Here is an 11,516-nt window from a genome sequence, read left to right as displayed (position 1 = left end):
GGGTCGCATCGGGCGCCACTCCGCGTTGCCCGGCTTGCCCGCACGCGAGTGCGGGCTGCCCCGTGCGCCTTGATTGGCGCCCGATGCGACCCCTTCGCGCCCCTGGAAATAGCGTGAACAGGCCCTAAACTAGGGCCATGAGTCTCATCCCCGCCACCATCCTCACCGGCTTCCTCGGTTCCGGCAAGACCACCCTGCTCAAACGCGTGCTGGGCGAAGCGCACGGCCAGAAGATCGCCGTCATCGAGAACGAGTTCGGCGAGGAGAACATCGACAGCGACATCCTGGTGAGCGACACCAAGGAGCAGATCGTGCAGATGAGCAATGGCTGCATCTGCTGCACGATCCGCGAGGACCTGCGCGAGGCGCTGCAGCTGCTGGCCGCCAAGAAGCGCAAGGGCCTGCTCGATTTCGACCGCGTCGTGATCGAGACCACCGGCCTGGCCGACCCGGGCCCGGTCGCCCAGACCTTCTTCATGGACGACGAAATCGCCGAAAGCTACCTGCTCGATTCCATCCTGACGCTGGTGGACGCCAAGCACGCCGACCAGCAACTCGATGCCCGCCAGGAGGCCCGGCGCCAGGTGGGTTTTGCCGACCAGATCTTCATCAGCAAGACCGACCTCGTCGGCAAGGAGGAGGTCGACGCGCTGATGCACCGCCTCAAGCACATGAACCCGCGGGCGCCGCAGAAGGCGGTGCACTTCGGCGAGGTGCCGATCGAGGACGTCTTCGACCTGCGCGGCTTCAACCTGAACGCCAAGCTCGATATCGACCCGGACTTCCTGAAGGAAGAAGACGAGCACGACCACGCCCACCAAGGGCATGACCATGACCACGATCACGAGCATGGCGCCGATTGCGACCACCCGCACCACCACGCCCACGACGACGACGTCAAGAGCTTCGTGTTCCGCTCCGAGCGTGCCTTCGACCCGCTGAAGCTCGAGGACTTCCTCGGCGCCATCGTCAACATCTACGGTCCCAAGATGCTGCGCTACAAGGGAGTGCTGCACATGAAGGGCACGGAGCGCAAGGTGATCTTCCAGGGGGTCCACCAGCTGATGGGAAGCGACCTCGGCCCGCAATGGGGCGCCGACGAGACCCGTCAGAACAAGATGGTCTTCATCGGCATCGACCTGCCCAAGGACATCTTTTTGCAGGGCCTGTCGCAGTGCCTTGTCTGACGCAGCGCTGCGGCGCGGTCTGAACCGTAGCCGCGAAAGCGCGGGGTTACGCTGGCGCACTTCGCAGCCCCGCGCACCATGTTTGTCTCGCTTTGGCAACTGACGGCATCCGCTGTTCGCAGTGGGGGGTGGCTGCGCCCGAACGAAAAGGAGGTCCACGGTCGTGCACAACCCACAACTCAGGGTATAAATCGCGGTCATGACGGCGCATCAGTTACAACGAAAGGCAGGATGGCGGGCACCAGCCCCCAGGGCTGCAGCGCCGGCGCCGCGAGGAGACGGGAAGTGAAGGCTCAGCCCAAGGTCGTTGCCAAAGCCGCCAAGCCGGCGGCGAAAGCCAAGTCACCGGCCAAGGCGCCCGCCAGGCCAGTGGCCAAGCCCGCGGCCAAAAAGACTCCGGTCAAGGCCGTAGCGAAACCCGTACCCAAGCCCGTGTCAAAGACTGCCACCAAACCGCCCGCCAGGACGCCCGTCAAGGCGAGCGCCAAAAGCACACCACCGGCCAAGGCCGTCAAGACACCCGCCAGGACAGCACCCGCCCCCACCAAGAGCGCCGCCGGCAAGGTCGTCGGCGCGGTGGCCAAGGCAGTCGTCAGCGGGGCGAAGGCGGTTGTCGCCGCCGCCAGGAACATCCCGGCCAAGTCAGGCGCGGCCTCCGCTGCTGTAAAGTCCGCGCCTCCCAAGGCATCCCATTCACCCGCGGCACCACCCTCCGCGGCGCAACCGGTCCCCGCGAAAGCGCCTGTCCCCGCAGCGGCCCCTGCCGCCCCGAGGACCGCGCCACCGGTCTCCGCGCCCGCCGTATTCGGTGCCGCCAAGGCAACTTACACCCCCATGGCAACCCAAACTCTCCCGACGCCCTCGCCCGTTGTCGCCGTCAAGAAGGATCCCAAGCTGGCCAACAACTGGAAGACGAAGTCCGCCGAGGAACTCTCGGATGCCGAAGTGCTGGCCATGCCGGATTCGGAGTACATGAACGAAAAGCAGATGGCGTTCTTCCGCCAGAAGCTGCAGCAGCTGAAACAGGAGATCCTGAACAGCGCCGGCGAGACCACCGAGCACCTGCGCGAGGACACGGTCATCGTCCCCGATCCCGCCGACCGCGCGACGATCGAGGAGGAGCATGCGCTGGAACTGCGCACGCGCGACCGTGAGCGCAAGCTGCTCAAGAAGATCGAGCAGTCGATCGCCCGCATCGATGCCGGCGACTACGGCTATTGCGACGAGACCGGCGAGCCGATCGGCGTGGGCCGCCTGCTCGCGCGGCCGACCGCGACGCTCTCGCTCGAGGCGCAGCAGCGCCGGGAGCTGAAACAGAAGATGTTCGGGGACTGATCCTCCCTTCCTTCCACTTCGGCGGCAGTACCCGAAAAACAGATGGCGCAGAAAGACGATTCCGCACCCCAGGGCTTGTTGTCGCGGGTGGTGCGGTTCGTCCGCAATCCGGGCAGCGGCTTCAACGAGGGCGAAGGCGAAGCCGACCGCGAGAGCTCGTACTCCAAGCAGATGCTCAAGGAGATGATCGAGCGCAAGCGGCGCAACGACTTCGTGCGCAAGCGGGAGTTCGACATGCTGCGCAAGATGCGCCGCAGCGAGGTGCTGGCCGGATCCGACCCCGGCCTGCGGCCTTCGTTCTTCCAGAGCTCGATGCCGTCCAAGCCGGACGACCGCGCCACCACGCTGAAGAAGATCGACGAGATCGAGGCGCAGATGTCCATGCAATGGTGGAAGACCAAGCATGGCAACACCACGCAGCAACCGGCGCCGGGCAGCGGCTTCACGATGTCCTCGCACATGTCGCCGGACGCCCTGCGGCAGCAGCCGCCCGCCGGCGCGAGCTACACGCGCACCTCGCCCGACGACCTGGATGGCGCCGACACGCTGGCGCCGGGCGGGGCGTCGGGCATGCTCGAGTCGGATCTCCCCGCCATCACGCAGCCGATGGGCACGCCGGCACCGGTGCCGCAGCCCGAACCCACGCCGCTCAATCGGCTGGTGCCGCCCACGCGGCCCGGGGCGGCGCCGGCGTCGCGCCTGGGCGAGTCCTCCGCCACGTCGCGCGAGCTGGCCGGCGCGGGGGCGCCGAGCGTGCCGGGCGCGCCGAGCACCTTCTCGCCCTCCAAGCAGTTCGCGATCCAGGTCGAGGAATTCGCGCACGACCCGGAGCTCGAGGAGGCCTCGATCCTGTTTGCCAACGGCGACAACGCGGGCGCCGAGGCCGGCCTGCTGGAAGTGCTCTCGCCCGAAGGCTCCCGCGTCAACCACGACGAAACCTGGCTGACGCTGTTCGACCTGTACCGCGCCGCGGGCTGGCAAGACCGCTTCGAGGCAGCGGCGATGGACTTCGCCGGCCGCTTCGGCCGCTCGGCACCGCAGTGGTTCTCGATGCCCGACATCATCGGCCGCCTGAACGCGCCGACCCAGGCCGTCGCCACGCCAGGCCACCAGGTGGCGGACTGGAATTGTCCCGCGATCTTCGGCACGCAGACGCTGGCCGCGCTCAATGCGGCCGTCGCGCGTTCGACCCCGCCGCACAAGTTGAACTGGACCAAGCTCAACTCGATCGTGGAGTCCGCGATCGAGCCGCTGACCAGAACCTTCACGCAGTGGGCGAGCCAGAACATCCAGCTGCGCTTCATCGGCGCCGAGTCGCTGGAGAAGGTGCTGAAGGACGCGACGCCTTCCAGCGACCGCGCCGTCAATCCGGGCTGGTGGAAGCTGCGGATGGAAGTGCTGCGCGTGATGCACCGCCCCGACGAATTCGAGCTGGTGGCCCTCGACTATTGCGTGACCTACGAGGTCTCGCCGCCCTCCTGGGAGAGTGCGCGTTCCGACTACAAGGCCATGCAGGCGGACGGCAGCTACGCCACCCGCAACACGATCGTCGGCGAGGCCTTCCGCGATTCGGTGGTGTCCAGCCTCATGAACTATGGCGAGTCGCAGTTGTCGCCCCTGAGCTCGCAGCTCTCCAGCGTGGCGACTGTGGAGCTCTCGGGCCAGATCCTCGGCGACGGCAAGGAAGCGCTGGAGCTGCTGGACGCCAAGCTCGAAGAAGCCGACATCATGATCATCTCGTGCGGGCGCTTGATGCGCATCGACTTCACGGCCGCCGGCACGCTGTTGAATTGGGTGACTGCGCGCGTGGCCGAAGGGCGCCAGGTGCAGTTCTCGGACGTCCACCGGCTGGTGGCCGCGTTCTTCAACGTGATCGGCATCAGCGAGCACGCGCGGATCACGATCCGCAACGAATGACGCGCGCTCCGCGCTCGTGACGGCGCCGCCCGTCGGGCGGCATCGATGACAAAATGACTTGAGAAGTGGCGCTGCGGCGCCATCTCTTCATTCCGTCATCAACGCGAAGCGAAGTCATTTCGCCATTCGTCATCTCATGGAACAGTTTCACGGCACGACCATCGTCAGCGTCCGGCGCCAGGCCAGCGACGGCCGCTGGCAGGTGGCGATCGGCGGCGATGGCCAGGTCACCCTCGGCAACATCGTCATCAAGGGCACCGCCCGCAAGGTTCGCAAGCTCTACCACGACAAGGTGCTGGCCGGTTTCGCCGGCGCGACGGCCGACGCCTTCACCCTGTTCGAGCGCTTCGAGGGCAAGCTCGAAAAGCACCAGGGCCACCTGGTGCGCGCGGCCATCGAGCTGACCAAGGACTGGCGCACCGACCGCGTGCTGCGCCGGCTCGAGGCGATGCTGGCGGTGGCCGACCGCGAGTCGTCCCTGATCATCACGGGCAACGGCGACGTGCTGGAGCCTGAGCAGGGCATCATCGCCATCGGTTCCGGCGGCGGCTATGCGCAGGCCGCGGCCAAGGCGCTCCTGGACAACACCGAGATCGGCGCCCGCGACATCGTCAAGAAATCGCTCGAGATCGCCGGGCAGCTTTGCATCTACACGAACATGAACCACACGCTCGAGGTGCTCGAATGAGTTCCATGACGCCTCAGGAGATCGTCTCCGAGCTGGATCGCCACATCGTCGGCCAGAAGGACGCCAAGCGCGCGGTCGCGATCGCCTTGCGCAATCGCTGGCGCCGGCAGCAGGTGGACGAGAAGCTGCGCTCCGAGATCACGCCCAAGAACATCCTGATGATCGGCCCCACCGGCGTGGGCAAGACCGAAATCGCGCGCCGCCTGGCCAAGCTGGCCGATGCGCCCTTCATCAAGGTGGAGGCCACCAAGTTCACCGAGGTGGGCTACGTCGGCAAGGACGTCGATTCGATCGTGCGCGACCTCGCCGAGATGGCCGTCAAGCAGACCCGCATCGCGGAGATGCGCAAGGTGCGCACGCGCGCCGAAGACGCCGCGGAGGATCGCATCCTCAACGTGCTGATCCCGCTGGCGCGCGGCGAGGAGGGTGGCGATTCCACGACGCGCCAGGTGTTTCGCAAGAAGCTGCGGCAGGGCGAACTCGATGACAAGGAGGTCGAGATCGAACTGGCCGAAGCCAAGCCGCAGCTGGAGATCATGGGCCCGGCCGGCATGGAGGACATGGCGGAGCAATTGCGCGGCATGTTCAGCCAGGTGGGTGGCGCCCGGCGCAAGTCCCGCAAGCTGAAGATCCACGAAGCCATGAAGCTGCTGGTCGACGAGGAAGCGGCCGGCCTGGTGAACGAGGAGGAGATCCGCGCGGTGGCGATCCAGAACGCGGAGCAGAACGGCATCGTGTTCATCGACGAGATCGACAAGGTCACCTCGCGCAGCGAGTCCTCGGGCGCCGAAGTCTCGCGCCAGGGCGTGCAGCGCGACCTGCTGCCGCTGGTGGAAGGCACCACGGTATCGACCAAATATGGGCCGATCCGCACCGACCACATCCTGTTCATCGCCAGCGGCGCCTTCCATTTGTCCAAACCCAGTGACCTGATCCCGGAACTGCAGGGCCGCTTCCCGATCCGGGTGGAACTGGGCTCGCTGTCGGTGCAGGATTTCGAGGCGATCCTCACCACCACGCATGCCTCGCTGGTCAAGCAGTACCAGGCGCTGCTGGCCACCGAGAACGTGACCCTGCACTTCACGCCCGAGGGCATCACGCGGCTCGCCCAGATCGCTTACGACGTGAACGAGCGGACCGAGAACATCGGCGCGCGCCGCCTCTCCACGGTGATGGAGCGACTGCTGGACGAAGTGAGCTTCGAAGCCGCGCGGCTGGAGGGCCAGGACGTCAACGTCGACGCAGCTTATGTAGACGGCCGACTGGGCGAACTCAGCAGGGATGAGGACCTTTCGCGCTACATCCTGTGATCGCGCTCAGGCAACACATGCATTGCAGGCCGTAAGTGCTTGCTGCAGAACGGATTTCGGAGGCCTTGCGCCTCCGTTGTCTTTTCTAAGTGCTTGATTTCATTGCCAAAAATTACCTGCGGTGATTGCGCCTCAGCGATTTCCTGCTACAGTGCAAAAAAGTGCATTCCAGTGGTGGAAAGTGGGAAAGAACCCCGCCACCTGCGCTTCCACCGTAGTGAGGGCTGACCAGAGTGTTCCAGGGCGCGTCGTCGCTGAGTCTCGATGCCAAGGGGCGGCTCTCCATGCCGACCCGGCATCGTGACGTCCTGGCCGCGACCGCCGGCAACCAGCTCACGATCACCAGACACCCCCACGGCTGCCTCATGCTTTTCCCGCGTCCCGAGTGGGAAAAATTTCGTGAACGCATCGCCCAGCTCCCCATGGCCGCGCAGTGGTGGAAGAGAATCTTCCTGGGTAACGCCATGGATGTGGAGCTGGACGGAACCGGCCGCGTGCTGGTCTCGCCCGAGTTGCGCTCCGCGGCCGGCATCGAGAAAGACACGATGTTGCTGGGAATGGGCAACCACTTCGAACTTTGGGACCGGGCGACATACGAGGCCAAGGAGGCCGAGGCGATGCGGGGTGAGATGCCCGAGGCCTTCCAGGACTTCTCTTTCTAGAGGCGAGCGGTGGACGGCACATGGCAACACACCACCGTCTTGTTGAACGAAGCAGTCGAAGCCCTCGTCACCAAGCCGGATGGAAATTACGTAGACGCGACCTTCGGGCGCGGCGGGCACTCGCGCCTGATCCTCTCGCAGCTCGAGCCGCAGGGCCGGCTGGTCGCCTTCGACAAGGACCCCGAGGCCGTGGCGGTGGGCAACGCGATCGAGGACCCGCGCTTCGAGATCCGGCACCAGGGCTTCGCGGCTCTGCGCGAGCTTCAGGCGGGCAGCCTCACCGGCATCCTGATGGACCTGGGCGTGAGCTCGCCGCAGATCGACAACCCGGCCCGGGGATTTTCCTTCCGCTCCGACGGCCCGCTGGACATGCGCATGGATCCCACGCGCGGCACCAGCGCCGCCGACTGGCTGGCCACCGCATCGGTGGAGCAGATGGCGGAGGTGATCCGTGACTATGGCGAAGAACGGTTTGCTTCTCAGATTGCAAAGGCGGTTGCAGCTCGCCGGCAGGCGCACGGACCGCTGGCCACGACCGCGCAGCTGGCCCAGCTCGTGGCTGGTGCGGTCCGCACCCGCGAGGCCGGCCAGGACCCCGCCACGCGCACCTTTCAGGCTCTTCGGATTTTCGTCAATGCCGAACTCGAAGAGCTGCAGCAGGCGCTCGAGGCCAGCTTGAACGTGCTGCATCCCCTCGGCCGCCTGGTGGTGATCAGCTTCCACTCGCTGGAGGACCGCATCGTCAAGCAGTTCATTGCGAAGCATTCGCGCGACGAGGTGGATCGCCGCGCGCCCTTCGCCGCGCCCAAGCCGATGAAGCTCAAGGCGGTGGAGCGCGTCAAGCCGACGGCCCAGGAGATCGCCGCCAACCCGCGTTCGCGCAGCGCGATCATGCGGGTCGCCGAGAGGACGCAGGCATGATGATCCGCCTGAACCTCACGCTGCTGGTGACCGTGCTGGCCAGTGCGCTGTACCTGGTGCAGGTGCAGTACGACTCGCGCCACCTGTTCACCGAGATCGAGAAGGCGCAGAGCGATTTTCGCAAGCTGGAGACCGAGCACGAGCGGCTCGAACTCGAAAAGCGCGCGCAGGCCACGCCGGCGCGCGTGGAGCGGCTGGCGCGCGAGCAACTGCACATGAAGCCGGCGACCCCGGCGATCACCACCTACGTGACGCTCAAGGGCGTGGCAGCGAACGCGGAGGGTGCCCAATGAGCGGTCGCGTGGTCGCCTACTCGTCGAGTCCGCTGCTGGCCAGCCGCACGCCGGTGTGGCGCAGCAAGCTGATCGTCGGGGGTATTGCGCTCGCCTTCCTGGGGCTGGCCGCGCGGGCCGCCTGGGTGCAGGTGTTCGGCAACGAGTTCTATCGCAAGCAGGGCGAGGTGCGCTTCGCGCGCACGCTGGAACTGCCGGCGAACCGCGGCCGCATCTTCGACCGCAACGGCTTGCTGCTGGCCACCAGCGTGCCGGTCCCCAGCATCTGGGCGATGCCGGAGGACGTGGACCGCGATCCGGCGAAGCTGGCGCAGCTGGCCAAGCTGCTGGACATGCCGATGCCGGAGCTGACCAGGCGGCTGGCCGAAGAAGAGAAGAACTTCGTCTGGCTCAAGCGCGAGGTTGACGATTCCACGGCGAAGCAGGTGGCGGCCCTGGGCATCAAGGGCATCTACGAGCGCAAGGAATACCGCCGGCAGTACCCCGAGGGCGAAGCCGCCGCGCACATCGTGGGCTTCACGAACGTGGAGGACAAGGGCCAGGAGGGCATGGAGCTCGCCTTCGACAAGGACCTGGCCGGCCACGCCGGATCGCGGCGCGTGATCAAGGACCGCCTGGGCCGCATCGTCGAGGACGTGGGCCAGCAGGTCGCGCCCTCCGACGGCAAGGACATCCAGCTGTCCATCGACAGCAAGGTGCAGTTCTTCGCCTACCAGCAGCTGCGCGACGCCGTGCTGCAGAACAAGGCCAAGGCGGGCAGCGTGATCGTGCTGGATGCCGAGCGCGGCGACGTGCTGGCGCTGGCCAACTTCCCCAGCTACAACCCTGGCAAGCGCGAGAACCTCACCGGCGGGCAGCTGCGCAATCGCGCGCTCACCGACACCTTCGAGCCCGGCTCCACGATGAAGCCGATCATCGTGTCGCTGGCCCTGCAGAAGGGCATCGTCACGCCCGACACCGTGATCCCGACCAATGGCGGCCACATGGTCATCAGCGGCTCGACCATCCACGACGACAGCGCCAGCACCGCACTGACCGTGAGCCAGGTGATCCAGAAATCCAGCAACGTCGGCGCGGCCACGATCGCGCTGCGGATGCCGCCGCGCGACATGTGGGAGATGTACACCGAGCTTGGTTTCGGCCAGCGGCCGCAGGTGCAATTCCCGGGGGTGGTGAGCGGGCGGCTGCGTCCCTACAAGAACTGGCGGCCGATCGAGCAGGCCACCATGGCCTATGGCTACGGCCTCTCGGTCAGCCTGTTCCAGCTGGCGCACGCGTACACGGTGTTCGCGCGCGATGGCGAGGTGATCCCGGTCAGCATGATCAAGAGCCAGGGACCCGTGGCGGGCATCCGGGTGATGGAGCCCAACGTGGCGCAGGAGGTGCGGCAGATGCTGCACCTGGTGACGCAGAACGGCGGCACCGCGCCGCGCGCGCAGACCATGGGCTATTCGGTCGGCGGCAAGACCGGCACGGCGCACAAGCAGGAAGGCCGCGGCTATGCGGAGCACAAGTACCGCGGCGTCTTCGTCGGCATGGCGCCGATCGACAAGCCGCGCATCATCGTCGCGGTGATGATCGACGAGCCCAGCGCCGGCAAGTACTTCGGCGGCGACGTCGCCGCGCCGGTGTTCAGTGCCACCGTGCAGCAGACGCTGCGCATGCTGGGCGTGCAGCCGGACATGAACGTCAAGCCGCAGATCGTCGTGCAGTCGGTCGAGGAGTCCTTCTGATGCTCGTGCTGCGCACCCCCCGGGAAGCGGCCGACTGGCTGCGCGCACGCGTGCGCGGCGAGCTGCATTGCGACAGCCGCAAGGTGGGCGCCGGCGACGGCTTCATCGCCTGGCCGGGCGCGGCCACCGACGGCCGCAAGTTCGTGCCGGTCGCCTTGCAGCAGGGCGCGGTCGCCTGCCTGGTGGAACACGCCGGCAGCGAGGCCTACGGTTTTGCCGGCGACGCCGTCGCGGCCTACGACGGACTCAAGGCGGCCACCGGCCCGATCGGCGCGCTGTTCTACGGCGAGCCCTCGCATACGCTGGACGTGCTGGCCGTGACCGGCACCAACGGCAAGACCTCCACCGCGTGGTGGCTGGCGCAGGCGCTCTCCAACGTCGACGTGCCGTGCGGCATCGTCGGCACGCTGGGCATCGGCCGGCCGCCGCACGTGGAGCACACCGGGCTGACCACGCCCGACCCCGTGCTGATGCAGCGCCACTTCCGCCGCTTCCTGCAGGAAGGGGCGAAGGCCTGCGCGATCGAGGCGTCCTCCATCGGCATCGTCGAGAGGCGGCTCGATGGCACGCGCATCCGCGTGGCCGCCTTCACCAACTTCACCCAGGACCACCTGGACTACCACGGCTCCATGCAAGCCTATGGGGCGGCCAAGGAACAGTTGTTCGATTGGCCGGACCTGCAGGCGGCGGTGCTGAACGTCGACGACGCGATGGGCAAGCGCCTGCAGGCAAAGCTGCAAGGGCGCGGCCTCGACGTGTGGACCTGCTCCAGCCTGGGCGACGCGCGCCTGCGCGCAGTGGACGTCGGCTACGGCAACGAAGGGCTGCGCTTCACGCTGGCCGAGGGCAGCGAGCGGCACCTGCTGCAGACCAGGCTGATCGGCGACTACAACGTCGCCAACCTGCTCGGCGTGATCGCCACCATGCGCGCCATGGGCGTGCCGCTGGCGGATGCGGTCGCTGCGTGTGCCGACCTGCTGCCCGTGCCCGGGCGCATGGACCGCATCAACGAACCGGGCAAGCCGCTGGTGGCCGTGGACTATGCCCACACGCCCGACGCGCTGGAAAAAGGCTTGCAGGCCCTGCGTCCCCTGGCGGCGCAGCGCGGCGGCCAGCTGTGGTGCGTGTTCGGCTGCGGCGGAGACCGCGATGCGAGCAAGCGGCCGCTGATGGCAGCGGTTGCCGAAAAGAACGCGGACCGGGTGGTCGTCACCAGCGACAACCCGCGCAGCGAGCCAGCCGAAGCCATCATCCGCCAGATCCGCTCGGGGCTGTCGCATGCCGACCGGGTGCAAGTGCAGGCCGACCGCGCCCGTGCCATCGCCGAGACGATCGCGACGGCGGCTGCGCGAGACGTGATCCTGCTGGCCGGCAAGGGCCACGAGGATTACCAGGAGATCGCTGGCATCAAGCACCCGTTCTCCGACCAGGCGCATGCGGCGCAAGCCCTCAAGGCAAGAAAGTGAGCAA

At 67.0% G+C, this 11,516-nt stretch carries 11 protein-coding genes; 10 read left to right on the top strand and 1 reads right to left on the bottom strand.

All coding sequences use genetic code 11. The features are described from left to right. The first annotated feature begins 137 nt into the window (after positions 1-137). The gene (locus tag JWP60_RS11495; RefSeq protein ID WP_299790847.1) at positions 138-1,187 is read left to right on the top strand and encodes a GTP-binding protein; all 1,050 of its coding nucleotides are present in this window, start codon (positions 138-140) and stop codon (positions 1,185-1,187) included. Between the two features lie 293 nt (positions 1,188-1,480). Here the strand turns inward: JWP60_RS11495 and JWP60_RS11490 are convergent, their stop codons facing one another. After that, positions 1,481-1,828, bottom strand: coding sequence for a hypothetical protein (locus JWP60_RS11490; protein ID WP_299790856.1), 348 nt, complete (start codon positions 1,826-1,828; stop codon positions 1,481-1,483). A gap of 193 nt (positions 1,829-2,021) precedes the next feature. Here JWP60_RS11490 and dksA point away from each other — a divergent pair, with 193 nt between their 5' ends. The 9 genes from dksA to JWP60_RS11445 all read left to right on the top strand — a co-directional run bounded on the left by dksA (position 2,022) and on the right by JWP60_RS11445 (position 11,512). Next, the gene (gene dksA, locus JWP60_RS11485; RefSeq protein ID WP_363320839.1) at positions 2,022-2,522 is read left to right on the top strand and encodes an RNA polymerase-binding protein DksA; all 501 of its coding nucleotides are present in this window, start codon (positions 2,022-2,024) and stop codon (positions 2,520-2,522) included. Positions 2,523-2,564: 42 nt separating this feature from the next. Further along, positions 2,565-4,439, top strand: a complete 1,875-nt coding sequence (locus tag JWP60_RS11480) for a hypothetical protein (RefSeq protein ID WP_299790845.1) — start codon at positions 2,565-2,567, stop codon at positions 4,437-4,439. Between the two features lie 136 nt (positions 4,440-4,575). Then, positions 4,576-5,127 (top strand): ATP-dependent protease subunit HslV, encoded by a 552-nt coding sequence (hslV, locus tag JWP60_RS11475; protein WP_299790843.1) that lies wholly within the window; start codon positions 4,576-4,578, stop codon positions 5,125-5,127. Beyond that, positions 5,124-6,437 carry an ATP-dependent protease ATPase subunit HslU gene (gene hslU, locus JWP60_RS11470; protein ID WP_299790841.1) on the top strand — a complete coding sequence of 438 codons (1,314 nt, stop codon included), beginning with the start codon at positions 5,124-5,126 and terminating at the stop codon, positions 6,435-6,437. The genes hslV and hslU overlap by 4 nt, the downstream gene beginning before the upstream one ends. A gap of 233 nt (positions 6,438-6,670) precedes the next feature. After that, positions 6,671-7,099, top strand: a complete 429-nt coding sequence (gene mraZ, locus JWP60_RS11465) for a division/cell wall cluster transcriptional repressor MraZ (RefSeq protein WP_299790839.1) — start codon at positions 6,671-6,673, stop codon at positions 7,097-7,099. A gap of 9 nt (positions 7,100-7,108) precedes the next feature. Beyond that, entirely contained in the window at positions 7,109-8,020 is a 912-nt protein-coding gene (rsmH, locus tag JWP60_RS11460) for a 16S rRNA (cytosine(1402)-N(4))-methyltransferase RsmH (protein ID WP_299790837.1), read from the top strand. Next, on the top strand, positions 8,020-8,313 hold the full coding sequence (gene ftsL, locus JWP60_RS11455) for a cell division protein FtsL (protein WP_299790853.1): 294 nt from the start codon (positions 8,020-8,022) through the stop codon (positions 8,311-8,313). Before rsmH ends, ftsL begins: the two co-directional genes overlap by 1 nt. Beyond that, on the top strand, positions 8,310-10,046 hold the full coding sequence (locus tag JWP60_RS11450; protein ID WP_299790834.1) for a penicillin-binding protein 2: 1,737 nt from the start codon (positions 8,310-8,312) through the stop codon (positions 10,044-10,046). The genes ftsL and JWP60_RS11450 overlap by 4 nt, the downstream gene beginning before the upstream one ends. Further along, on the top strand, positions 10,046-11,512 hold the full coding sequence (locus JWP60_RS11445) for a UDP-N-acetylmuramoyl-L-alanyl-D-glutamate--2,6-diaminopimelate ligase (RefSeq protein WP_299790831.1): 1,467 nt from the start codon (positions 10,046-10,048) through the stop codon (positions 11,510-11,512). Before JWP60_RS11450 ends, JWP60_RS11445 begins: the two co-directional genes overlap by 1 nt. Positions 11,513-11,516 lie beyond the last annotated feature (4 nt).

The sequence above is a fragment of the Ramlibacter sp. genome, from assembly GCF_028291745.1.
Lineage (GTDB): Bacteria > Pseudomonadota > Gammaproteobacteria > Burkholderiales > Burkholderiaceae_C > Ramlibacter.
The sequence above is the reverse complement of the archived record's forward strand: the minus strand, read 5'-3'. Positions and strand labels throughout refer to the sequence as shown.

What these genes read in the sequence shown, in the direction of transcription:
- JWP60_RS11495 (WP_299790847.1), top strand. Translation starts at nt 138, where the DNA reads ATGAGTCTCATCCCCGCCACCATCCTCACCGGCTTCCTCGGTTCCGGC.
- dksA (WP_363320839.1), top strand. Translation starts at nt 2,022, where the DNA reads ATGGCAACCCAAACTCTCCCGACGCCCTCGCCCGTTGTCGCCGTCAAG.
- JWP60_RS11480 (WP_299790845.1), top strand. Translation starts at nt 2,565, where the DNA reads ATGGCGCAGAAAGACGATTCCGCACCCCAGGGCTTGTTGTCGCGGGTG.
- hslV (WP_299790843.1), top strand. Translation starts at nt 4,576, where the DNA reads ATGGAACAGTTTCACGGCACGACCATCGTCAGCGTCCGGCGCCAGGCC.
- hslU (WP_299790841.1), top strand. Translation starts at nt 5,124, where the DNA reads ATGAGTTCCATGACGCCTCAGGAGATCGTCTCCGAGCTGGATCGCCAC.
- ftsL (WP_299790853.1), top strand. Translation starts at nt 8,020, where the DNA reads ATGATCCGCCTGAACCTCACGCTGCTGGTGACCGTGCTGGCCAGTGCG.
- JWP60_RS11450 (WP_299790834.1), top strand. Translation starts at nt 8,310, where the DNA reads ATGAGCGGTCGCGTGGTCGCCTACTCGTCGAGTCCGCTGCTGGCCAGC.
- JWP60_RS11445 (WP_299790831.1), top strand. Translation starts at nt 10,046, where the DNA reads ATGCTCGTGCTGCGCACCCCCCGGGAAGCGGCCGACTGGCTGCGCGCA.